This is a genomic window from Acinetobacter sp. UBA6571 (assembly GCF_002434085.1).
GTDB classification, from domain to species: Bacteria; Pseudomonadota; Gammaproteobacteria; order Pseudomonadales; family Moraxellaceae; genus Acinetobacter; species Acinetobacter radioresistens.
Genome location: NZ_DJJJ01000035.1, coordinates 25,954 through 50,573 on the forward strand (window position 1 = coordinate 25,954; position 24,620 = coordinate 50,573).

Consider the following 24,620-nt stretch of genomic DNA (forward strand, 5'->3'; position numbering starts at 1 on the left):
ATAAAATAATTAATTAGGTAATTTCATTAATTAAAAAAATCGTACTGCCAGCAAAATATCCCAAGCCCAGCAATAGCCCAATCCAGAACAGGCCGCCTAGCAGGTTATAAAGCAGAAACATCGGATAATTCATCTGATTGGCACCTGCAGCAAATGGAGCCACTGAACGTACAAAAGGAATAAAACGAGCCATCAGGATAGTTTTACCACCATGACGCACAAAATAGCGATTTGTACGGGTTAAATGTTCCGGTTTGATAAAACGTGATTTTACACTGGTAATCTGTGGCCCAAAGAATTTACCGGTATGGTAGTTAACAATATAACCTAGAGTGGCCGCTGCAAAAAGCAGCATGATCATAAAGTCAAGGTGCATAAAATCTACTGAAGCACATAATGCTCCTACACTCAGGAGCAAGCTATCTCCTGGCAGGAAAAACATGGCAATAAATGCAGTTTCAGCAAAAATAATCATAAACAGGAGCGCATATACCCACATACCATAGGCTTCAATAAAGCCGGGCAAATGCTGTTCGAAACCAAGCAAAAAATCAATCAATTCCGTCTACCCATTTGTCGTGTTTATATAGAAAACGAGAAGTTACAGGCACTTCCATACAGCAGGCTGTATACAACGTTATACTCATTCAGCTTTGGCCTGATCTGGTCACAGTCAAAAATCCATATTTCAATATATAAATAAAAAATTAATATATTCAATATGATATAAAATTTATGACTTTTATTCATTCTCAAAACTGACAGCAGTATAACCCGGTTTAGCTTAAAGTAAACCTCAGGTGTTTATCGATAAAACTGCTTTTCTGGTCTGATCAGTAGCTTTATAAGTGCTCTGAATAGGATTTAAGGCATAGTTGAGGAAAGGGTTAAATGCATATTAATATGGGGTATACCACAATCTTCATATACTTCCCCAAAACATGCAAAACCGAGTTCCTGATAAAATGATGTTGCATGGACTTGAGAAGATAGACACAGCTGATCAAGCTGCTGCTCCTGTGCATATTTAATGATAGCCTGCATTAGAGCTTTACCTAAACCACGTCCACGATCAGTTTTAAGAACGGCTACTCGGCCAATCCAGTGATTTGGTAGTAACCGTGCAGTTGCAATGGCACGTGTCTGATCATATAGAATAAAATGAACAGCATGTTTATCGTCCTGATCCCATTCATCTTCTGCTGCAATCTTTTGCTCCTGAATAAATACTTCAGTACGAATAAACTTTGCTGCTGACTGGAGTTCGTTCCAGCTGCCATGTCTAATCTGGAATAAAGACAAAACTTGCTCCTGTAGCATATCGATATAAATGAATTAGCCTGATTTTAATGCAGCAACCCGGTACTGCTACACTATTTTTATAAAACTTTTTGAATATAGAGAGTTTTAATATTGACTCATCAATGAGTACAGTGAAGGTTATGGGGAAAGTCTTCTGAGAGTGTTAAAATAAAATCCCCCGTTCAACAGATCACGTTTATTTCTAAATTGAATAACAAATATCGTAAAAATTCGATATTAATATCGATAAAAAACGATATACTGTATTTCAAGGGTAACGTGTTTTACATCAGTGCGAGAAAAAGTGATGGACACAGAAGCGATTTATAAAGCTTTGGCAAATCCGATCCGCAGGCAGATTTTACAGTGCCTGAAAGATCCTGAGCAGTTTATTCCTAAGCTAAATGAATGTGAATATGATTTTAGCCGGGGAGTATGTGCAGGGCAGATTGAAAAAATTGCCAATGTCTCTCAGTCGACTATGTCCAACCATCTGTCAGTGTTGCAACAGGCAGGACTGATCCAGGCAACCAAATATGGTCAATGGTCTTATTTTTCGCGCAATGAAGCACTGATCCAGAAATTTGTAGATACTCTACAACAATCTCTCTAAATCTTTTTCAGGTGAAGAAAAGATCTCCCAAGGATATGAAATATGACTGATCTGTCTACTCCCGCACAGTTTGGCGAACTTCAGCTCAAGAACCGTCTGGTTATGGCCCCATTAACTCGAACCCGTGCTACTGAAGATCGTATACCCACTGATCTGATGGTGGAATACTATACGCAACGTGCGAATGCTGGCCTGATTATTGCGGAAGCAACTGTGATTGCAGAAGAAGCAAACGGATATGAACGTAGCCCAGGTTTATATAATGATAAACAAGTTGCTGCATGGAAAAAGATTACAGATGCAGTGCATGCTGAGGGAAGCCTGATTGTTTCACAACTGTGGCATGTAGGCCGTATTTCACATCCAGATTTACTCAAGGGTGAAATACCAGTTTCATCAAGTGCCATCAAACCGAAAGGTACCGTTAGTCTGCTACGACCAAAACGTGAATATGTGACCCCACGCCCGCTCGAAATTTCTGAAATTAAAGCCATTGTAGCGCAGTATAAGCAGGCAGCCATATATGCCAAAGCTGCCGGTTTTGATGGGGTAGAAGTTCATGCTGCAAATGGCTATCTGCTGGACCAGTTCCTGCAAAGCAGTACGAATCAGCGTGAAGATGAATATGGTGGTTCTGTTGAAAATCGTGCCCGCTTCTTACTTGAAGTTGTCGATGTTCTGATTGAGGTATGGGGAGCAGGACGTGTTGGCGTACATCTGGCACCACGTGGTGATGAGCATGATATGGGCGATGATAACCCGAAAGAAACCTTTGGCTATGTGGCTGAAGAGCTGGGTAAACGTCAGATTGCCTTTATATTTACCCGTGAATATCTTGCCGAAGACAGTATTAGTGCCTATCTGAAAGAACGTTCAGGTGTACCCTATATCGCGAATATGCGCCTAGATGCGCAAACAGCTAAAGAGCTGCTGGCCAGTGGTAAGGCAGACGCCGTATCGTTTGGCAAAGCTTATATTGCCAATCCGGACTTATATCAACGCCTGATGAGCAATGCGCCACTTAATGAGCTTAATACCACTACCATGTATGGTTTTGGACCGGAAGGCTATACTGACTACCCGACAATGGCTATATAAACACCAGGATTAAAATTCTTAAGGGGCATGATCCAGAGGACTGGGTCATGCTATATTTGCCGATTGTTTCTTGACTGAGAGTTCTGCTTGGGAACACCATTTTGGTATAACGCCTTACTGGCGTTAGTAAAGCCGCTTTATCGGAAGCGTTTATATAAACGTTCGGGACACTTGCCTGATTTTCAGGATGAGCTGCTGGAACGCTTTGGGCCTTTTCAGCCTCCTTTACATACGCAAGCGCTCTGGTTCCATGCTGTTTCTGTCGGTGAAACCAATGCAGCACAACCTCTGATTGAACATTATTTAAGTTTAGGTCAGCCGGTACTATTGACCAATACGACCCGTACTGGACAGGCACGTGCCAAATCCTTATTCTCACAGCGTTATCCGAAACTGTTTCAGGCAGTATTTCTGCCGGTAGACCAGCGTTACTTAATTGAAGAGTTTCTGAGCAAATACCAGCCCAAACTGTTGGCACTGGTTGAAACTGAACTTTGGCCGAACCTGTTGCAGATAACCCGATTTCGGCATATTCCTGTCTTATTGTTAAATGCACGCTTATCTGAAAAGTCCGCCAAAGGTTATGCCAGAGTAAAAGGCCTTAGCCGTTCCATGGTCGAATGCCTGGATTCAATGCTGGCTCAAGATCAGCCCACCAGACAGCGTTATATCGAATTGGGTATGCCACCTGAAGCTGTTCAGGTTGTAGGAAATATCAAGTTTGATATTTCTGCACCGCCTAAATTTACTGAACGGGCTGCCCAATTAAAGAGAGACTGGCAGTTAGAGCCACGCAAGATTATTCTACTGGCCAGTACTCATGCGCCTGAAGAACTAGAGCTGTTAACTGCTCTTCGGCCCTTTTTACAAAAGCAGCCAGAACTCTTATGCATTGTAGTACCACGACATCCTGAACGTTTTAATGAAGTATTTGAGCAGTGCCAGAAACTGGCACTGCTTACCCGACGCCGTAGCCTTGACCAGACGATTCAGCCAGATACACAAGTCTATCTGGCCGATAGTATGGGTGAATTATGGTTATGGTATGCCTTGAGTCAAGCCTGTTTCGTTGGTGGCTCTTTAAATGAGCCAGGGGGCGGACATAATATTCTTGAACCGATTGCACTTCATGTTCCCACGGTTATCGGTATGCGATACTTTAATTTCCAGAGTATTGTTGATGAGTTCGTAGAAGCTCAAGGAATTCTGATTGCACACGATGCAAACGAGGCTGTAAACCAGCTGCTGGCCTGTATAGATGACCCGGAGGCCGCAGGTCATTTAAGCCAGCAAGCCTATAATATTCTCCAAAAAAATCAGGGTTCTTTAAATCGGCACATCCATGCTATTGATCAGTATTTATAAGTCAGCATAAAAATGAATATTGTTTTACTTGAGCCGCAGGCAGCAGCGCCCGAAACATGGACTATCTGTTCCAGACGTCAAGTCCAGCATTTACATCAGCATCTGAATATAAAGACAGGTGATACTTTAAAAGTGGGTATCCGTAATGGTGAGCGTTACCTGACAGAAATCGTTGCTCTGAATGACAATACAGTACAGGTACGGCCATTAAAACAGGAACAGCTACCAGATAAACTTCCTGTCACCCTCATTGTGGCTATGCCACGGCCAAAAGTATTACGCCGCCTGATTATGGACAGTGTAACACTCGGTGTTGAAAAGATTATTTTATTGCACAGCTACCGGGTCGATAAAAGCTACTGGCAAACCCCATTTTTACAACAGATTGAAAGTTATGTAACGCTGGGGCTGGAGCAGGCAGGAGATACAATTGCACCGGCTGTAGAAATCCATAAGCGTTTTAAGCCTTTTGTTGAAGATATATTGCCCGGGTTAATCTCAGCGCAGCAACCTGCTTATGTGGCACATCCCTATAGCGAGCAGGCTATGCCGTCCAGTATAGTGCATCCCTGCACTGTAATTATTGGACCAGAAGGTGGCTTTATTCCTTATGAAATAGAATTGCTCACTCAAAATGGCTGTCAGGCCGTGCATCTAGGCCAACGTATTATCCGTACTGAAACCGTGATTCCATATGTGTTAGGTCGGCTGTTTAGTGGCATCTGATGGTTTATCTTCCTGTACTAGACTGTTGTCGCCGCGGTAAACTTTAACTTCCTGTACCGGATAAGGAATAGAGATGCCATGCTCATCAAAGGCTTTGATCACCTGTTCCTGAACTTCACTGACTGAAGCACCAATATTGGTTTCTTTTGTATCAATCCACCAGAACACGCTGAGCCTGACAGAAAAGTCAGATAAAGCAGAAACATTCACACTAAAAGCCGGCTGGCTTAAAATTGTACGCTGGTTATTAAGTATATTCAGAATCAGTTCTTTGGCTTTTTGTGCATCATCTTCATAGCTGATCCCGACATCAAAGTTACAGCGGCGGCGCGGGTAGGCAGTGTTGACAGTTATTGAGCTGGTATAGACTGTCGCATTTGGGATCAGAATACGGCGACCATCCGGCGAGCGTAAATAAGTTGCCCGAATCTGGATATCTTCGACCGTACCTTCCAGTCCATTTACAATAATATCGTCACCAATCCGGAAAGGTTCACTCAGTAAAATCAGGATACCTGAAAGCAGGTTCTGAAAAATATCCTTAAATGCAAAACCGATTGCGACCGAGCCGATTCCTAACGCGCTCATCAGTTGTCCCGGTGTAAAGCCGGGCACTGAGATTACCAATGCAATCAGCAAACCAAAAGATACAATAAAGGTACTTCCTACCCGGTTTAGTACCAGAACCAAATTCTGTCGGGTATAGGTTTTATTATGCAGGGTCTTACGAATAAAAAATTTAAACAGGGCTGATAAGAGCCAGAAAATCAGGAAAACTGCTAGAGCAATACAGAAGTAGGGCACACGTTCCCAGAAACCTTCAATGATCTTATCAATGGTACTATAGGCATCATTATATTTGCTGGTGTGTTCAATCACCTTTTGTGCAGTTTTTTCACCTGCTTCGTGCAGTAACTGAGTAGTTCCCTCAGTTACATCACTCAATTTCTTTGCTTCTTCAGCCACAGCTTCATCCGCACCTTAAACAAAGACCATATTCTGCCTGAAAACCATATTGAATTTAATCGGCTACTTGCCAAAATTATACATAGGCTGTACCTGAGTTAAAAATACGGCGTCGCTTTTTGCAAGACTTCCCGTGGTATTTCAATAGGCTGACTTTCACTCAGGTAAATCCAGGTACTGCGGCTGATAAAGAAGCTTAAAATGACTAAAGCAATTAACAGCCAAGCTACAGTTTTTTCCCAGAGCAAGGTTCGACGTGGATGCCCAAAACGGTTAATTCCTGCATCACCCGCGGCAAAAAGCAGGTAAATCATGAACAGGAAATTAACCAGAGGTAAGAACAGCAGCAGTGCCCACCAGCCGCTATGATTACGGTCATGCAAACGTCGTACTATCAGGACCAGGTTAAAATAGGCATAAAGCAAGGTAAGTATTAATAAACCTATACTGGCCAGCTGATCCCACATCCCTGTAATATTATAGCTCTGAGGAGTGCTTTGCATATTAAAGCTGCCCATGAGCAGACTGAATATAACCAGTATGAAGAAAGCGATACAATTTAAAAGGCCATTCCAGCCAATATAGCTTAAACGGCTAAAGCGCCCTCTCATCGAAAGAGGATGATCGGTTTCAGTGGGGTAAAAATTATATTCAGCAGTCATGATCGCTCATCAGTTAATGGCTGGATTGGGTAAGAAAATGTTGCTTTTATGCAATTATTAAAGTTTTACCGGTTTAAAATTATAAGATAAAGATTAAATTAGTTTCTGATAAATCAATCATATTTGTTAAAAAGCAGTTATTCTGTTGAATAAAAGTTAAGCGCTTTATCTACGACCAAAGCATGATTGTCAGTTGTACTGAACAGTCCTATTACTGGTTGAAAGGCAATCAATAAAATAAATAATACCCCGTGCTAAAAGTCTCGTGAGGAGACGTACAATATCAAGGAAGTGATACTATGAGTGAGATCTATCCTGTACCTGAAGAATTTAAAAAAACTGCCCGCACTGTCGAAGAAGATTATCTGAAACGTTACCAGCATTCGATTGAGCAACCTGAAGAGTTCTGGGCTGAAGAGGCAAAAAGGATTGACTGGATCAAGCCATTTACACAAGTTAAAAATAGCAGTTTTGCTGCTGATAATTTCAAGATCGAATGGTTTGCTGATGGCCAGCTTAATGTCAGTGCCAACTGTCTGGACCGACATTTAAAAGAGCATCCGCACAAGCCTGCAATTATCTGGGAGGGAGACCATCCTTCACGTCACAAGATTATTTCTTTTAAAGAACTGCATGATGAAGTATGCCGTTTTGCCAATGCCCTGAAAAAATACGGGATTGTTAAAGGCGACCGGGTAGTCCTATACATGCCAATGGTCAGTGAAGCTGCCATTGCCATGCTGGCATGTGCCCGTATTGGAGCAGTGCATTGTGTAGTCTTTGGGGGATTCTCTCCTGATTCGCTGGCCAGCCGTATTGAAGACAGCCAGGCAAAAATGGTAATTACCGCTGATGCTGGTATGCGGGGTGGCAAGCTGATTCCTCTTAAAGAAAGTGTCGATCAGGCCTTAGAGCATGCAGAAACAGACTCAGTTGAACATGTAGTAGTAGTACACCGTACTGGTAATCCGGTAGAAATGAAACCAGAGCGCGATCTGTGGTATCACGAAGTAATAACTGAAGTGAATGAAATCTGCCCGCCGGAGCCGATGAATGCTGAAGATCCACTTTTTATTCTTTATACCTCTGGCTCTACCGGTAAACCTAAAGGCGTACTGCATACTACTGGCGGATATCTGGTTTATGTCAACAGCACCTTTCGAGAAGTATTTGATATAAAACAGGACGACATATACTGGTGTACTGCCGATGTGGGCTGGATTACGGGTCACAGCTATATTATTTATGGGCCATTATCTAATGGTACCACGACGGTAATGTTTGAAGGTGTGCCGCAATATCCAAGTTGGGCGCGTGTAGGCCATATTGTCGACAAACATAATATAACCATCTTATATACTGCACCCACTGCAATTCGGGCCATGATGCGTGAAGGTGATGCCTACGTGCGTGAAAGTGACCGCAGTAGCCTGCGTTTGCTGGGCTCTGTTGGTGAACCGATTAACCCTGAAGCCTGGTCATGGTACTACAACGTAGTTGGAGAAGAACGCTGTCCAGTTGTTGATACCTGGTGGCAGACTGAAACGGGCGGCATACTGATTTCACCACTCCCCGGTGCGACTGACCTTAAACCCGGTTCGGCTACGCGGCCTTATTTTGGAGTGCAACCTGCTATTGTCGATGGTGAGGGCAAGGAGCTGGACGGTGCAGCAGAGGGTAACCTGATTATTAAAGATTCCTGGCCGGGCCAGATGCGAACCATATGGGGAGATCCACAGCGTTTTATTGAAGCCTATTTCTCGACATTCCCCGGTAACTATTTTACTGGTGACGGTGCTCGTCGTGATGAAGACGGTTACTACTGGATCACGGGTCGTGTTGATGATGTGTTAAATGTTTCAGGTCACCGGCTGGGAACTGCAGAAATTGAAAGCGCCTTGGTGGCACATGACTATGTTGCTGAAGCCGCTGTAGTGGGAATGCCTCATGAGATTAAAGGACAGGGGATCTGTACTTTTGTAACCTTGCAGGCAGGCGTGAATGAGTCTGAAGAATTAAGGCAGGAACTGGTCAGCTGGGTACGCAAGCAACTTGGCCCAGTGGCAACACCAGATGCGCTGCACTGGGCACCCGCACTGCCCAAGACACGTTCCGGTAAAATCATGCGCCGTATTTTAAGAAAAATTGCTGCCAATGAACTGGACAGTCTGGGAGATACTTCGACCTTGGCAGAACCAGCTGTAGTCGAGCAATTGATTGTTACGGTCTATCCGGACCACAAGTAAAATATTTCTGAATACCGCCTTGCTTTAAGGCGGTATTTTTAACTATAAGAATAAACTGAAGAATACACACAGCTGTACAAGCTATAAAATTTTAATGAGTATCCTAGATAAAAGCTTAATGAATACAACAGAAAATTCTTACTCTGCCGAGCAGGCGATACAGACAGCACAACAACTCACCCGGCTATTTTCACATACCGCTGCCTTACGTGATAAGCAGGGCGGTAACCCTAAAAAAGAACGTGACCTGATTCGGGAAAGCGGGCTACTTAAACTGTCAATTCCTACTGAATATAGCGGTTCAGGAGCAAACTGGACGACAATTTTTGAAACTATTCGAATTATAGCGCAGTCAGACAGTTCACTGGCGCATGTCTACGGATTTCATCACTTGTTGATTGCCACGGTACAACTGTTTGCACAACCACAACAATACGCCAGCTGGTTCAGGCAGACTGCTCAAGATAACCTGTTTTGGGGAAATGCACTCAACCCCCTCGACCGTCGTACTACAGTAACCCGAATTACAGATCATGAATATATTTTTCAGGGGGATAAAAGTTTCTGCTCCGGTTCAATAGACTCAGACCTGCTGCTGTGCTCGGGCTATGATGAACAGGGCAAATTGCTGATAGGTGTGATTCCATCGCAGCGCAACGGTGTTAGTTTTTTGGGGGACTGGGACAATATGGGTCAGCGCCAGACCGACAGTGGTACCAGCCATTTTGAACAGGTGCATGTCTATAAAAAAGAGCTATTACTTAACCCCGGCCCACTGAGTACCCCCTATTCGAGTCTTCGTCCGCTTATTGCACAGCTGATTTTTGTCCATTTATTTTTAGGTGTAGCAGAAGGAGCATTTGAGAATGCTAAAGCTGTTGTACAGTGCCAAAAAGCTTGGTCAAAGTCTCTGGCTGAACAAGCTGTAGATGACCCTTATACCCAGAAACATTTTGCCGAGTTTTATGTGCAGCTTGAAGGGGTAAGGCTACTTGCAGCAGATGCTGTGAAGAAACTGCAGGCAGCATGGTTACAGGGTGAATACTTAAGTTCAGTGCAACGTGGGGAGGTTTCTGTTGCAATCGCAACTGCTAAGATTGCTGCAACCAATACCTCACTTTATATCACGCAAAATATATTTCAGGTCATGGGGGCACGTGCCACAGCTGCCAAACTGAATCTGGACCGCTTCTGGCGCAATGTTCGAACCCAAACCCTGCATGATCCGGTTGACTATAAATATCAGGAAATTGGGGAATGGATATTAACCGGTAAACTACCTGAACCCAGCTTTTATTCTTGAACGGGTATGAGAGAAATAATTTTCAGGTCAATCTTTATATCCAGAATTTAATATACAACTATCTTCAGAGACAGCTTATAGAAAAAGTGCAGGCTATAAAAAACCCTCAAGCCGAGTCTTGAGGGAGGAGAACTGCCATGGGGTGTTATTATTATTTGGTTCATGAGCAACCAGGTTTAGCTGATTAATCAGGCAGACTTGGCAGATACAACATGCTGCTGCTCTACTTCTAACTCACGAACCAATGGCAAAACCTTCCAGCCGAAATACTCTATTTCTTCTATAAAATGTAAAAAGCCTGAGAGGATCAAATCAACCCCGGCATTTTTAAGCTCAATAATCCGTTCAGCAATTTGTTGGGGAGTACCAATTAGATTGGTCTTAAAACCATCATTATATTGCACCAGATCCACAAAAGTGGATTTTGCCCAGTTTCCTTCGCCTTCACGACTGGCAGCTCCTGCCTCACGAGTAGCCTTCCCAAAAGCCTGTACTGCCTGAATATCGGCCTGCTCGATAATCTCTTGTAATACTGCCTGCGCTTCTTCTTCTGTATCACGGGCAATAATAAAGGCATTTACCCCAACCTTAATTTGATGACCATTTAAAGCCGCTTTGGTACGCAAATCACTAATCTGTTTGACCAGTTCGTCAACGCTATTACCGTTGGTAAAATACCAGTCAGACACACGTGCAGCCATATCACGTGCGGCTCGGGAACTTCCACCCTGAAATACCTCAATATGAGGCTGCTGTAGAGGTTTGGGTTTAAGGGTATAATTCTCAAACTGATAATATTTACCTTTAAAACTATACTGATCCGTAGTCCAGATTCCTTTTAAAGCTCGAATAAATTCTTCAGAACGTACATAACGTTCATCATGTTCAGGCCAGATCTCTCCAATGGCATCAAATTCTCCACGAAACCATCCACTCACAATATTAACTGCTATGCGACCTTGAGTCAGATGATCAATAGTAGCGAGCTGTTTGGCAGCCAGAGCCGGTTTCCAGGGACCTGGTAAAATGGCAGCAATAACTTTCAGCTTTTCAGTTTTTGCGAGAAGAGCATGGCTAAAGCTGACAGACTCATGCTGGTTTTCGGCGCCATAGCCTGCTGTAAAACGAATCTGGGTTAATGCATATTCAAAGCCGTTTTTCTCGGCAGTCTGCGCTAAACGGACGTTATATTCATAACTCCAGTCGGTGCGCTGCTCAATCTTACTCACCACTAAGCCGCCACTGACATTTGGAACCCAGTAAGCAAACTTCAGCTGCTGTGCTTGATCATCCTTCATAGTGATTTCCTCACAAACTGTTAGGCCACATGAGTCTTCAGGTTTTTTGGATGCAAACGCGACTCTGCTGCATCTAGGCTGGGTACGGCGACAGATGGCAAGACCTCTTCCTGCTCAATCTGTTTATTGATCCCCAAATTCTGGTTAGCTTGCTCAGTTTTGACTTTAACCAGTTCTGCGCGTTGCCCTTTGGCTGGCGCCCACTCTAGAATTGGAAGTGCGCGGGCAACAGCCAGTGTAATGCGGTCTGCCAGCTGTTGACTCTGAATGGTATATTCTGGAGTAAAATCACGATCTGTGGCATAAACACCAATTGGTAAAGTCTGTGCCTGAAAAAAGCTAAACAATGGGCGTAATTGGTGTTCCAATACCAATGCATGGCGGTCGCTACCACCAGAGGCAGCCAATAATACAGGTACATCTACTAGGGCTGTCTGTTCGACAAAGTCAAAAAAATGTTTGAATAGGCCAGTAAAAGAGGCACGGTAAACCGGGGTCCCAACAATTAAAGCGTCTGCTGCTTCCACAGCAGCCAGATCATCCTGTACGCGCTGTGGAAGCTGGTTACGGTAAATAGCGCCTCCAAGTAAAGGCCCAATTTCACTAAATTTAATAAAGTGGATATTAATAGGTGTTGCCTCGCCGAGTTCATTTAATACCGCCTGAACCAGAGCTTCAGTTTTAGACGGTGTATTGAGACCACCTGAAACTGCAACAATATTAAGAGGCTGAACAGAAGATGAAAAATGATGTGTCATGTAAATAAACCTAAATAGCTCGCTAGTTACTATTTATTAACGGTCAGAAGCAGCCAGCCTGTAAAATAAGGAAATTAAAATAAGTTATCGTTTTTCAAGATATCTTTTAGATCAAAAAAAAATAAAATTTAAGTTATTGTTTTATAAAAATTTAATATAAACTGAGATTTAGGCGGCTCTAAAAATAGTAATTTATATGAAATTCTGATTTGAATTGAATAAAAATATCAAATACATTAAGAGCGCTTTATTATTGATCAGTTCTTACTAGCTTGCACACTAAATTAGTGAAGAATTGCATATCCTTAATGTCATGAGTGCAGTTAGAATAAAGCTGTACTGTGCAAAGAGATCTCCTGTTTCGCTTATGAACATATTAATCGTTGATGATCATCCACTGTTCCGGCATGCCCTAATTCAAGCCGTGCGTTATAGCCTGCCACAGGCACAAATCTCTGAGACAGCTGCAGTAAATGAATTTTATGAACGTCTGGAAAAGGGTTCAGAACCAGATTTGGTTTTACTGGATTTAAACTTGCCCGGTGCTTCAGGTTTTTCAGCACTGGTTCATGTCCGTGCCCAATATCCTTCTATTCCGATTATTGTAGTCTCTGCTCATGAAGAGCTGTCAATTATTCAGCGTGCAATTGCACACGGAGCAATGGGCTATATTCCTAAATCTGCCCATCCAAGTCATATTGGCGAGGCAATTCGTCAGGTATTAGAAGGGGAAATCTGGTTACCACCGAATTTGCCTACCAACGTGAGCTTTGATCCGAGAGCAACTGATGAGACCGAACTTGCAGAGCGAATTCAGTCACTTACACCACAGCAGTTCCGTGTACTGATGATGGTTGCTGAAGGTCTGCTCAACAAGCAGATTGCTTATGAACTAGATGTTTCAGAGGCTACCATCAAGGCACATGTAACAGCTATTTTCCGTAAGCTGGGAGTACAAAACCGTACTCAGGCAGTATTGGCTATCAAGGCACTTAATATTGATGAAAAGAGAGTCTAATTTAAAATAGCTATAAAAATAAGGCCCATGAATAAGGCCTTATTTTTTGTACCGAATGTTTTAAGCCAGGCAGTCCTGTTTGGCCATCAGATCAGTGCAAAATAGCGGATTCAAGGCAAATTCTAAATCATCAATCTGATCTTGTGATACCTGTCCTTTTTCCTTTAAATAATTTGCTACACGATCATCACGCAGGCTCAAGAATGCTGCATCATATACACCAAGCTCGACAAATAAAGCCGCAGTTTCCAGACTGTTAAAACGGTCCAGAAAAATATCACCTTCATACATTAAGAAAATATGATCCGAATCAGCCTGAGGGTCTACCTTTAAATACTCGGCCAAATCATAAGGTGAAGTCTTAATAAAGAGCAGATCGGATAATTCATCAAATTGAGTCATATCCAATTGGTCCTGTCCGGTTTTTACCTTACCCAGCCATGCTTTAAAGACCAGTACCGCTCCACCACGCAGCAGCATACTCCAAAGCTGATGACGTACAGCATCATCTAGACACTCAGATTCTGACTGTAGGACCTGAATCAGCTTTTCTTCCTGCTGGGCTAGCTTGTCAAATAAACCCAGACCTTGGGGCTGATAGGCAGCGGGAGCAAAAACATCAAATCTTAATGCTTCAAATACCTGAAGTGCCAGAGGAACTGCGCTGTGGTAAAGGGTATCGAGAGCCTGTAATTGGGGTTGAGCAAGCTTGCTATGTTTAAAGAATTGCTGCCACTGGATTTCAGGTAATAGCGCATTGGCACTATAATCCCGATAAAACTGTTGTGAAGGCTGGGCACCGTGTCCGACAATTTCTGACATATTCATAATAGTATCCTTAGGTTTTTTCTCTGACCGGTTTTTTCATAATGCAGACAATGAGAAAACCTGATGTATATATCTATTTTATGAGGGTGGAGGGGGGTAAATAGAAATAAGACTAAAGTTGTATAAGATTAAAAATGGGTTTTTTATTTTTATAAAATCAATAACTTGTTTAATTGTAACTAAGTATACAAGTGTTCACTTTAAAATTGAGCAGCTTTGCCATAGAAAATTCACAGTTGAAATTTTTGGCCAGTTTTTCATCATTAAATTAGCTGTTTTTTGATTTATTCTGCCTGTCTTGCCCTTATATTTTGTCAGTTAAGGCTGAAAATAGTTTTTCACAGTCTTTTTTGCCAGCTTTATGCTGGCAAAAAAGACTGTTCAATTATTTATAGATCAAGACTGATCACCTATGATTTTTAAACCCGATAACCAGGCGCGTAATGCCGCTGGTTTTAATGGTTTTTTCAATAAGACAATATTGTGCTGTTTTAAACGGTGAGGTAATTCAGGATCTGAATCTGCGGTAATCAACGCTACGGGTACAGGATGATGACGATGCTCAAGAATAAAGTCTAATCCTAATTGTCCCTGATTTAGATGTTGGTCAATCAGCCAGACCTGAATATTTTCCTGTTCAATAAGAGCAATTGCCTGTTGAGGTTCACGGGCTTTAAAGACCTGATACCCCCATTTCGTTAGTAAGGTTGACATACCTTCAAGGATAGTTTCGTCATTGTCCAGACAAAGAATGCGATAAGCCTTGGTTTTCAGTGGTGCCACCTGTACTGGGGCAGTCACTGTTTTGGGTGGCGCTACAATTGGAACTTCCAGAATAAAGCAGGAGCCCTTACCTTGGGTAGAGTATACATGAACCGGATAATCTAGCAGGCTGGTCATCCGCTGAACAATGGCCAGACCTAGGCCCAGACCTTGCTCACCCCAAGGCGAGGTATGTCCACACCGTTCAAATTCCTGAAAAAGCTTAATACGCTGTTCTTCAGCAATCCCAGGCCCGGTATCCCAGACGCCAATTCGTATATGGCCCGGTCGTTCACTGGAACGTAATACACCTAAAAGCACCCGGCCTTTAGCGGTATAACGTAAGGCATTACTGACAAAATTCTGTACAATCCGGCGTATCCACTGCGGATCTGTGTCTATCCAGAAGGGTGCATCGTGGACGTGAAACTGAATATTGCGCTGTGAAGCAATCGACTTGAACTGCAACTCCAGATCACGTAGCAAGTCATGTAGAGGATAAGACTGCCGGTTTGGCTGCATATTGCCCCCTTCTAGTCGGGCAATATCCAGAAGAGCTGACAGCATACTTTCAGCCCCATGCAGGGCTCGGTCCAGTTGTTGCAAAGTGATACGATCTTCATCGTTGTTAACACTCTGCTCCAAAGCGGTACTAAACAGCCGGGCAGCATGCATTGGCTGTAACAGGTCGTGACTGGCAGCTGCAATAAAACGGCTTTTCGACATGTTCGCCTTATCTGCCTGTTCGCGGGCAAGTTGCTGCTCTGCCAGGGCATCTGCCAGCTGGCGGGTGCGGTCAATAACGCGTGCTTCCAGTATGGCTTCATTTTCCCGGAATGCAGTAATGTCGGCAAAGGTAGTCACGAAACCACCCCCTTCAATTGGGTTGCCGCGCATCTGGATCACCCGGCCATCCTTACGGATACGCTCAAACTCATGTGCGCTGCCGACCTGCATCCAGTGAATCCGCTTACGGACATGTTCTTCAATAGACCCGGGACCACATTCGCCACGCTCGGCATTATAACGGATCAGATCAGAAATCGGACAGCCGACATAAACCAGATCTTTAGGATAGTCAAACAGCTTCAGGTACTGGTTGTTCCACGCCACCAGACACATATTTTCATCGACTACACTTACACCTTGGGTCATGTGGTCAATCATGGTCATCAGCAGATTCTGGTTGAAACGCTGCCATTGTGAAGCCTGGTCCAGAATATTGGCCACCTGGCCTAATGCCAGGCCATTATTAACCATGGCCGTAGTAAGCAGGGTACGGGCTGAAGCGGCACCAATAGTACCGGCCAGATACTGCTCGGTAAAGCGCCACCACATACCGTTAGCGACACTATTTTCATTAAGAACCAGATTGTTCTGGGCACAAAATTGCTGAAAAGCATGCGTCGCTGGCCCTTCTCCAGTAATACGCCGCGCCAGAGTCATGAGGTCACCTACTTTTAAACGGACCGCATCCTGGTGCAAATAACTCATGTCAGTGGAAGCACTGTGTGCTGGTAAAGGTTTAGTTTCATAATAAAAGAAACTTTCAGCCTGAATCTGCTCAGCAATACTTGGACGGTAAATTCGTGATACCCAGATATATAAAATAATATTGAGACCTAATGCCCAGATGACGCCATGCGTTAATGGCGCAAAGGATTCAAAGCCTAACAGGGCCTCCGGGCGTAACCAGTGCAGGCCGAGTGGTCCAGCCGTAAGGAACTGTTGGGCAAATTCAGTATAGCTTTCTGGCAGACTGCGCAAGATGGTAGGTAGCAGCAGGGTATAGGTCCACATAAAGAAACCAACAATCAGTCCGGCATACACCCCCTGACGGCTACCACCCCGCCAATAGAGTCCACCAATCAGGGCAGGGGAGAACTGGGCTACTGCACTAAAGGCCAGCAGGCCAAACACAGATAACTGGTCAATATCGTTAAAAAAATGAAAGAACAGGAAGCCCAGGAGCATGACACCCAAAATGCAGACCCGCCGGGTAAATTTAAGAACTTGCGGTAAGCGTTTGTCATGCCGGGAAATAATATTAAAACGCCATAATGCCGGCATGATCAGATCATTACTAAGCATAATGGAAAGTGCAACCGATGAGACCAATAGCATACCGGTCGAGGCAGAAAAGCCTCCTAAAAATGCTAATAAAGTCAACCATTCCTGATTATAACTGAGCGGAAGGGAAAGCACTGCCACATCAGGTACGGTAAGAAAGTTTGGTGCAGCATGCAATGCCCAGCTGGCAATAGGAATAATTGCTAGTGTCGTTAAAATCAGATAAGCGGCAAACCAGCGACGTGCCCCGCGAATATGTTTTTCGTCGCGCAGTTCAACTACGGCCACATGGAACTGTCGTGGCAGGCAGATGATTGCCAGTGCAGCCAGCAAGGTCTGTACCCAGAAAGTTTCCGGTACGCCAAATAGCTGTACTTCATAAAATGTCTTGGCAACATCACCAGAGACCTGCACAATATTTTCAGGAGCATCAAAAAGAAAAAAGAGCGCTACACAAAGTAGGGCAAACAGCTTAACAAAAGACTCAAAAGCGACAGCCAGCATCAGACCACCATGTTGCTCAGTATTGGCGATCTGCCGTGTACCGAACATCATTGCGAGTATAGCCAGAACACCGGTAAGTAAAAGCACACTGTTGGTGGTGGTATGTAAGGATTCATTCTGCGTTAGTATGACCGATGCACTCAATGCAATGGCCCTGAGTTGTAAAGCCAAGTAAGGAATAATGGCAATGACAGCCAGAATAGTCACTAAAGAGGCAAGACTACCGCTTTTACCATAGCGGGCAGCTACAAAGTCAGCAATAGAAGAAATAGCATGATGCTGGCGTACCCGACCCAGACGGCGCCAGATATCATAGCCTAATCCGACGAATAGCAATGGCCCCAGATAGATCGGCAGAAAAATAATACCTTCACGTACTGCAGCACCAGTTGCGCCATAAAATGTCCAGGATGAACAATATACTCCGAGCGTCAGGCTGAATAACAACATACGGCCACGAGTACTTAGACGGCTGGCATGCTTTTCACCAAAAAATGCACAGACAAAAAGTATAAAAATATAAAGGGCCAGTACCCCGATGATCAGCCAGCTGTTCATATTGCTCACGGTCTTTATTGCTGCTTCTATGATACCTCAAGCGCAGGATAAACAGATGCCTGATCAGTATTTAAAGACCAAAGTCTAAGTTACGGGAACCCTACAATATTGTTAATTTTGTATACGTAAAAAAAAGATTAAAGATTGGACAAAAGCGACCAATAGCTTGGCCGCTGATTAAGGAGCAAGGTTATGGATGAGCTTAAGGTAGAGCGAATTCTACAAAATCCAAAATTTAAAGAGATGGTGGCCAAGAAAAGAAATCTCAGCTGGACATTAACTGCAATTATGCTGTTTGTCTATGTTGGTTTCATGCTGTTGGTAGGTTATAACAAAGAATTCCTGATGAGTTCTTTTAGTGGCGGGGTAACAACTTGGGGAATTCCTTTAGGCCTCGGCATTATCGTCCTGTCATTTGTATTATGTGCAGTGTATTCATATATCGCCAATAACACACTTGATGAACTTAACAGAGAAGCTTTGAAAGAAGTCGAGGCAATCGCGCAAGAGTCTACGACTACTAAAGGAATGCACTAATATGAAATGGAATTCATGTAAAGCAAAAGTATTTGCTGCGTCCACATTTTTAACTTCTGGTCTGGCTATGGCTGGCCCTGATCTGGGTGCGGCTGAGCAGCAGGCTACGAATTGGCACGCAATTATCATGTTCGTGATTTTTGTCGGCCTTACATTGTTCATTACCAAATGGGCAGCCAAACAGACTCAGTCAACTCAAGACTTCTACACTGCAGGTGGTGGTATTTCGGGTTTCCAGAACGGTTTGGCGATTGCTGGTGACTTCATGTCTGCTGCATCGTTCCTGGGTATTTCTGCCATGGTGTTCAGTTCAGGATTCGATGGTCTGCTGTACTCATTAGGCTTCATGGTTGGCTGGCCAATTGTTCTGTTCCTGATTGCAGAGCGTCTGCGTAACTTGGGTAAATATAACCTGTCAGACGTGGTGTCATTCCGTCTGGAAGAAAAGCCGGTTCGTACCTTGGCAGCAATCAGCTCACTGGTCGTGGTCGCGTTTTACCTCATTGCACAGATGGTCGGTGCGGGACAGCTGATCAAACTGCTATTTGGCTTGAACTATAATATCGCGGTTGTAATTGTTGGCCTGCTGATGATGGCTTACGTAATGTTCGGCGGCATGTTGGCTACCACTTGGGTACAGATCATCAAGGCTGTAATGCTGCTTTCTGGCGCAACTTTCATGGCATTTATGGTAATGAAAGGTGTTGGCTTCAGCTTTACTGCAATGTTTGACCAATCTATCCAGATTTTCGCTAAAGTCCATGATATTACACTGGCAGAAGCAGGCAAAATCATGGGACCAGGCAAACTGGCAGAGAACCCAATTGATGCGATTTCCCTCGGACTTGCATTGATGTTTGGTACTGCTGGTCTTCCACATATCCTCATGCGTTTCTTTACAGTAAAAGATGCAAAAGAAGCACGTAAATCAGTGGTTGTAGCAACAGGTTTCATTGGTTACTTCTATCTGCTGACCTTCATCATTGGTTTCGGTGCAATCTTGTATGTATCGAATAATCCACAATTCATTGATGTAGCGAAAATGGCGGTTACAGGCAAGTTAGAGCTTGTAGGCGGTAACAATATGGCTGCGGTCCATCTGGCTGATGCTGTGGGTGGCGACCTGTTTATGGGCTTCATTTCAGCGGTAGCATTTGCCACAATTCTTGCCGTAGTGGCTGGTTTAACCCTGTCAGGTGCTTCTGCAATCTCGCATGACCTGTATGCAAACGTATTTAAAAAAGGACAGACTACGCCTGAATCTGAACTTCGCATGTCTAAAATTGCCACTCTGGGCCTTGCGATCTTTGCAATGATTTTAGGTATCCTGTTTGAGAAACAGAACGTGGCCTTCATGGTAGGTCTGGCATTCTCGGTTGCTGCGTGTGCTAACTTCCCGGTACTTGTTCTGTCTATGTTCTGGAAAGGCCTGACGACACGTGGTGCAGTAGCCGGTGGTGTTGTGGGTCTGTCACTTGCTGTAATTCTGATTGTGCTGTCTAAAGCAGTCTGGGTGGATACACTCGGTATTTCTGATACGCCAATTAACCCTTTTAATGGCCCTGCAATCTTTGCTATGCCACTTTCATTCTTCTGCTGCTGGTTGTTCTCTGTAACTGATAAATCAGCGCGTGCACAGCGTGAACGTAAAGAATTCGATGCCCAGTTTGTACGTTCCATGACTGGTATCGGAGCTTCCGGTGCTCAAGATCATTAATTGATTTAAATAAAAAGCCCCGCAATTGCGGGGCTTTTTATTAATTCATTATTTCTTGTCACCAATAATAGTTGACCAGTACAGGTCAGCAATTTCACTACCATTAAAATAAACAGTAGCTTTTAATGATTCAGGCTGGTTCTGGCGCACATCAATCATCTGGTTGTAGGTGTCACGTATTTTTAAATTACCCTCAGTAGGTAAATGCTTATAATTGTTAGATATGGTTTCAGCCATTTTAAAGGGTGTAGTGGTCTCAAAATTAAAGCTATAACGGAAATCTGCCTGGTAAGGCTGGCCAATAATTGTCCCGCTGGTGGTAAGAGTGCGTATTCCATTACTTCCGCTGCCATATTCATCGGCTAAACGGTAGTTATAGTTTCTGACTTGCAGGTACTCTTTACTGGTTTCATTATAGTTTGTTCCGCCAGCTGGTGCATTAGCATCCTTGCTGACCCGCTGAAATTCCAACTGATCAACCTGATAAGCCTTTTCTTTACCTGCTGTAGTTGTTGTTTCCCGATAGGAAATACTGCCTGAAATCAGGTAATCATCTTTCAGGCTAAAATCTACATTTGAACCATAGCGCACATTGGTAAATTTCAAAGTAGTGGTATCACCATTTACGGTTTGGGTAATACTTGAGCCCTGACGATAAGTTTTATCGAGAATAATACAGTTTTCCTTATCCTGTTTTAGGCTTAAAGTCTTTACTGAGCCATTCGTAATTACTTCTGCACAAAGTCGGTTTGGAAACTTGATGCTATTTAGACCCAGATTATAAATCTGTACCAGTCTGCCAGTCCGGCCATAAGGATAGTCTGCAAAAACCTCCCCAACCATGTGGCCTAATGCAACGTTATAGTCTGTCTCATTGCTGCGATCACCAGTGATTTTATCGCGAATCTTGTCCAGAATACTCTGGTCTTCAAAAGGCACGAATTCTTCTGATAATTCTGGCGAAATTGTTTCATTAGGCACATTTGGTGGCGTAGTGATAGTAGCGTCATTGGAACTTCCGCCTCCTCCACAGGCTACCAGTAAAGTTGAGCTTAAAGCCAAGCCAAGTAAGCTGATCTGCTTTTTCATAAAATGTACTTCCTTAATTTTATTTGTTTTTTAGACTTAAAAACGAATTAGAATTTTTACTCTAAAATCTTGGATATAGGTCCTTTTAATGTCATTATTTTGTAAAAATTGAGTAGGCATAGGCTTTAGAGATATTTTTTAGATAAAATTTTAAAATTATTGTTTTTAAAAGATTAATTGAAAGAAAACCTATAGATATAGAGTTTACAGGTATAGAGTTAATGTTACATTTCTTAATATAAGCTTTTATAAATTTATACTTTCTTTTTATAAGGTCTCGCCACACTTCATTTAATTAATAAATAATAATGGCTACATTAGAAAATGGCTGGGTTAAAAGCAGGCTTGCGTGTACTTCTTGGATTCTGGAAAGGTCTTCGTTTATTACCTTCCGCCCAGTTAGTTTTATTACAATTTTTTATACTGATTTTATCTTTGCTCAGCAATGATAGTACACCGTCTCGTTCTGTCACCTGGTTACTGGGCGTGATTGCACTATTACTGGTGGCAAAAATGATACGCCAGACTCCAGCCTACACCGCACTCGGTCTCATTTTTGTCGGTGGTGCTTTTATTTTTTCTGTGCCCATACTTTTTGGTTATGAACATGTGAGTCTGATCATTACTACCCATGCTTTTGAAGCAAGTGCCTATTTTTGTGCGGCTTATGGACTGATCCGCTATATGTTTGCTGACCGTTATCTTACTAAGGATGAGCTTTTTGCAGCTGCCGCAGTCTTTACCTTGATCGCTTGGGGTTTTGCCTTTCTTTATAACATCTGCCAACTGGTAGTTCCTTATAGCTTTCAAAATCCAAATCGGACAGGGCCATTGCAAACCTGGCTGGATCTTCTGTTTTTAAGCTTTAGTCTCCAGTCAGCTACGGGTCTTGCAGACCTGATGCCAGTCAGTCCGGCGGCACGTGTTCTGGCAATGTTACAGATGTTTGGCGGAGTAATGTATCTGGCACTTATCGTTTCAAGACTTATTGTACTGCAATATATTTCACATTCACCCCGTACGAATAAAGACAAATCTTGAAAATTTTCCTTTACAGGAAGTTAACGGCTTTCATTTGTAAGTTAATTTAATATATCACTCTGAATACTGGTTCAGTATTCTTTGTTTTTACAATGTCTTAGCAGAATGCATTTTGACCGCAGAGTCTGTCATTTTATTAAAAAAATATATGGGGGTAAATCACCTATGTCTTCCAAGTCCAAAGCTTGGTTTTCCAATGTTAATCCTAATGTGTTTATTAGCACGGTTGTGATTATCCTGATCTTTTTAGCTATTGTTATTTTTGCTCCTGATGCATTTGAACTTCTGACCAAAAAATTAAATCAGTGGATTACTGATTCTTTCAGCTGGTTTTATGTTTTATCGGTTGCCTTATTTTTAATCCTGCTAACAGGTATTGCTGTGTCTTCCATGGGCCGGATCAAACTTGGGCCAGATCATAGTCAACCTGATTATACCTATCCTTCCTGGTTTGCCATGCTGTTTACTGCAGGTATGGGGATTGGCTTAATGTTCTTTGGTGTTGCTGAGCCCATTATGCATTATGTCAGTCCACCAAGTGGCCAGCCGGAGACCGTACTGGCAGCACAACAGGCCATGCGTGTTACTTTCTTCCATTGGGGTTTACATGCCTGGGCTATTTATGCAGTTGTTGGGTTGTCACTGGCTTATTTTGCATACCGTCATCAGCTTCCATTAAAAGTCCGCTCAGCCTTATATCCTTTAATTGGTAAGCGTATTTATGGACCAATTGGTGATGGAGTCGATACTTTCGCCACAATTGGGACCATATTCGGGGTTGCCACTTCTCTGGGTTTTGGTGTAACACAGATTAACTCGGGATTAAATTACCTGTTTGGCTGGGAGCAGAGTATTCTGACTCAGATTATTTTAATTGTTGTGGTAAGCAGTATTGCTTCACTCTCGGTTTTTTTAGGTCTGGATAAGGGCGTTAAGCGTTTATCTGAACTCAACCTCATTCTGGCATTGCTATTGCTGGCTTTCATATTTTTAACTGGCGCCAGCATTTATTTATTGCAGACCACCATCCAGACAGCAGGACAATATGTATCTAACCTGTTCAGCATGACTTTTAACTTATATGCCTATCAGCCTAATGGCTGGATTGGTGGCTGGACTATCATGTACTGGGCTTGGTGGATTTCGTGGTCACCATTTGTGGGTATGTTTATTGCCCGAGTCTCACGAGGACGTACTGTCCGTGAGTTTATTGCAGGCGTATTGCTGATTCCTACAGGTTTCACCATTATCTGGATGGGATTCATAGGTAATGCAGCGCTATATAATGTGATGTTTGAAGGAAATAATAGCCTGCTAGAAGCTGTAAAAACTGATTCTTCTGTAGCGCTGTTTGAATTCTTGACCCAGTTACCTTGGTCTGGAGTGAGCAGTATTTTAGCAACTGTTCTGGTTATGCTGTTTTTTGTGACCTCTGCCGATTCAGGCGCCTTGGTTACCGATTATCTTACCTCTAAAACGGATCAGTCTCCTGCCTGGCAGCGGCTGTTCTGGACAGTACTTATGGCGCTACTGGCTATTATTCTGCTCATGGCTGGTGGTTTAGGTGCATTACAATCCGCCACCATTATGAGTGCTTTGCCATTTACTTTTATTATGCTGCTCATCTGCTGGGGGTTGCTCAAGGCATTAAGATTAGACAGTTTGAAAATGCAGGCTATTCAGGAGGCACGTATTACACCGCGTGCTATTCATAACCCGCGCAGCTGGCAACAGCGTCTGGGCCTAATTATGCATTATCCACATAGTCGTGATGAAGTAGAGCATTATATAAAGTCTACAGTTGCTCAGGCATTTCAGCATATTCAGCATGAGTTTAAACGTCGTAATCTTGAGGTGAGCATAGAAACTCTTGAGGACGGATTGCTATTAAGGGTGGATCATCGGAATGAGATTAATTTTATCTATAAAGTGGTTTCACGTGAAACTACCCCTCCAAGCTTTATGACTGAAGCTCAATCAGCTACCGACCATGAATATTATCAGGCTGAAGTGTTTTTAAGAGAGGGAGGACAAAATTATGATGTTATGGAATGGACGCAAGAAGATCTGCTTCAGGATATTCTGGACCAGTATGAACGTCATCTTTACTTCCTGAACGTCATACGCAGTTAAATGCAATAATAAAAAGGACTCCAATG

At 43.2% G+C, this 24,620-nt stretch carries 20 protein-coding genes; 11 read left to right on the plus strand and 9 right to left on the minus strand.

What is annotated here, in order from left to right; genetic code table 11:
- Window positions 1–13 precede the first annotated feature (13 nt).
- On the minus strand, window positions 14–559 hold the full coding sequence (locus B3X18_RS06465) for a VTT domain-containing protein (protein ID WP_017400573.1): 546 nt from the start codon (window positions 557–559) through the stop codon (window positions 14–16).
- Window positions 560–864: 305 nt separating this feature from the next.
- Complete coding sequence (locus B3X18_RS06470; protein WP_016801298.1) at window positions 865–1,320, minus strand: GNAT family N-acetyltransferase; 456 nt, start codon at window positions 1,318–1,320, stop codon at window positions 865–867.
- A 289-nt stretch (window positions 1,321–1,609) separates the two neighbouring features.
- Between B3X18_RS06470 and B3X18_RS06475 the strand changes: the two genes are divergently transcribed.
- The 4 genes from B3X18_RS06475 (at window position 1,610) to B3X18_RS06490 (ending at window position 5,104) form a co-directional block, all read left to right on the plus strand.
- The gene (locus B3X18_RS06475) at window positions 1,610–1,915 is read left to right on the plus strand and encodes an ArsR/SmtB family transcription factor (RefSeq protein ID WP_005024071.1); all 306 of its coding nucleotides are present in this window, start codon (window positions 1,610–1,612) and stop codon (window positions 1,913–1,915) included.
- A gap of 42 nt (window positions 1,916–1,957) precedes the next feature.
- Complete coding sequence (locus B3X18_RS06480; RefSeq protein ID WP_005024073.1) at window positions 1,958–3,013, plus strand: alkene reductase; 1,056 nt, start codon at window positions 1,958–1,960, stop codon at window positions 3,011–3,013.
- An 87-nt stretch (window positions 3,014–3,100) separates the two neighbouring features.
- Window positions 3,101–4,378, plus strand: a complete 1,278-nt coding sequence (locus tag B3X18_RS06485; RefSeq protein ID WP_034669773.1) for a 3-deoxy-D-manno-octulosonic acid transferase — start codon at window positions 3,101–3,103, stop codon at window positions 4,376–4,378.
- Window positions 4,379–4,390: 12 nt separating this feature from the next.
- Window positions 4,391–5,104, plus strand: coding sequence for a 16S rRNA (uracil(1498)-N(3))-methyltransferase (locus B3X18_RS06490; protein ID WP_005017864.1), 714 nt, complete (start codon window positions 4,391–4,393; stop codon window positions 5,102–5,104).
- Here the strand turns inward: B3X18_RS06490 and B3X18_RS06495 are convergent.
- Entirely contained in the window at window positions 5,078–6,070 is a 993-nt protein-coding gene (locus B3X18_RS06495; RefSeq protein WP_005017875.1) for a mechanosensitive ion channel family protein, read from the minus strand. The two genes, B3X18_RS06490 and B3X18_RS06495, sit on opposite strands and share 27 nt — an antisense overlap.
- Before the next feature lie 98 nt (window positions 6,071–6,168).
- Complete coding sequence (locus B3X18_RS06500; RefSeq protein ID WP_034669774.1) at window positions 6,169–6,732, minus strand: DUF805 domain-containing protein; 564 nt, start codon at window positions 6,730–6,732, stop codon at window positions 6,169–6,171.
- 299 nt (window positions 6,733–7,031) lie between these two features.
- Between B3X18_RS06500 and acs the strand changes: the two genes are divergently transcribed.
- A complete protein-coding gene (gene acs, locus B3X18_RS06505) occupies window positions 7,032–8,978 on the plus strand; it encodes an acetate--CoA ligase (protein ID WP_034674892.1) in 1,947 nt (648 codons plus the stop codon).
- Between the two features lie 118 nt (window positions 8,979–9,096).
- On the plus strand, window positions 9,097–10,281 hold the full coding sequence (locus tag B3X18_RS06510) for an acyl-CoA dehydrogenase family protein (protein WP_034669776.1): 1,185 nt from the start codon (window positions 9,097–9,099) through the stop codon (window positions 10,279–10,281).
- Between the two features lie 188 nt (window positions 10,282–10,469).
- Here B3X18_RS06510 and sfnG read toward each other — a convergent pair whose 3' ends face one another.
- Together sfnG and msuE are read right to left on the minus strand one after the other, a co-directional pair.
- Window positions 10,470–11,579, minus strand: coding sequence for a dimethylsulfone monooxygenase SfnG (sfnG, locus tag B3X18_RS06515; protein ID WP_286935205.1), 1,110 nt, complete (start codon window positions 11,577–11,579; stop codon window positions 10,470–10,472).
- 20 nt (window positions 11,580–11,599) lie between these two features.
- Window positions 11,600–12,337: an FMN reductase gene (gene msuE / locus B3X18_RS06520; RefSeq protein WP_005024097.1), complete on the minus strand. Its 738-nt coding sequence runs from the start codon at window positions 12,335–12,337 to the stop codon at window positions 11,600–11,602.
- A 367-nt stretch (window positions 12,338–12,704) separates the two neighbouring features.
- On the opposite strand from msuE, the gene B3X18_RS06525 reads away from it, so the two are divergent.
- On the plus strand, window positions 12,705–13,355 hold the full coding sequence (locus tag B3X18_RS06525; protein ID WP_005017881.1) for a response regulator: 651 nt from the start codon (window positions 12,705–12,707) through the stop codon (window positions 13,353–13,355).
- A gap of 60 nt (window positions 13,356–13,415) precedes the next feature.
- Here the strand turns inward: B3X18_RS06525 and B3X18_RS06530 are convergent, their stop codons facing one another.
- Window positions 13,416–14,183: a hypothetical protein gene (locus B3X18_RS06530; RefSeq protein ID WP_005407209.1), complete on the minus strand. Its 768-nt coding sequence runs from the start codon at window positions 14,181–14,183 to the stop codon at window positions 13,416–13,418.
- Between the two features lie 396 nt (window positions 14,184–14,579).
- Window positions 14,580–18,077, minus strand: coding sequence for a hybrid sensor histidine kinase/response regulator (locus tag B3X18_RS06535; RefSeq protein WP_034429157.1), 3,498 nt, complete (start codon window positions 18,075–18,077; stop codon window positions 14,580–14,582).
- A 192-nt stretch (window positions 18,078–18,269) separates the two neighbouring features.
- Between B3X18_RS06535 and B3X18_RS06540 the strand changes: the two genes are divergently transcribed.
- Together B3X18_RS06540 and B3X18_RS06545 are read left to right on the plus strand one after the other, a co-directional pair.
- Window positions 18,270–18,614 (plus strand): DUF485 domain-containing protein, encoded by a 345-nt coding sequence (locus tag B3X18_RS06540; RefSeq protein WP_005017884.1) that lies wholly within the window; start codon window positions 18,270–18,272, stop codon window positions 18,612–18,614.
- Between the two features lies 1 nt (window position 18,615).
- The gene (locus B3X18_RS06545) at window positions 18,616–20,331 is read left to right on the plus strand and encodes a cation acetate symporter (RefSeq protein WP_005017886.1); all 1,716 of its coding nucleotides are present in this window, start codon (window positions 18,616–18,618) and stop codon (window positions 20,329–20,331) included.
- Window positions 20,332–20,379: 48 nt separating this feature from the next.
- Here B3X18_RS06545 and B3X18_RS06550 read toward each other — a convergent pair whose 3' ends face one another.
- The gene (locus B3X18_RS06550) at window positions 20,380–21,420 is read right to left on the minus strand and encodes a hypothetical protein (RefSeq protein ID WP_034688133.1); all 1,041 of its coding nucleotides are present in this window, start codon (window positions 21,418–21,420) and stop codon (window positions 20,380–20,382) included.
- A gap of 345 nt (window positions 21,421–21,765) precedes the next feature.
- Here B3X18_RS06550 and B3X18_RS06555 point away from each other — a divergent pair, with 345 nt between their 5' ends.
- Together B3X18_RS06555 and B3X18_RS06560 are read left to right on the plus strand one after the other, a co-directional pair.
- Window positions 21,766–22,461 (plus strand): ion channel, encoded by a 696-nt coding sequence (locus B3X18_RS06555; RefSeq protein WP_034688142.1) that lies wholly within the window; start codon window positions 21,766–21,768, stop codon window positions 22,459–22,461.
- A gap of 165 nt (window positions 22,462–22,626) precedes the next feature.
- On the plus strand, window positions 22,627–24,594 hold the full coding sequence (locus B3X18_RS06560; protein ID WP_034669953.1) for a BCCT family transporter: 1,968 nt from the start codon (window positions 22,627–22,629) through the stop codon (window positions 24,592–24,594).
- Window positions 24,595–24,620: the final 26 nt, after the last annotated feature.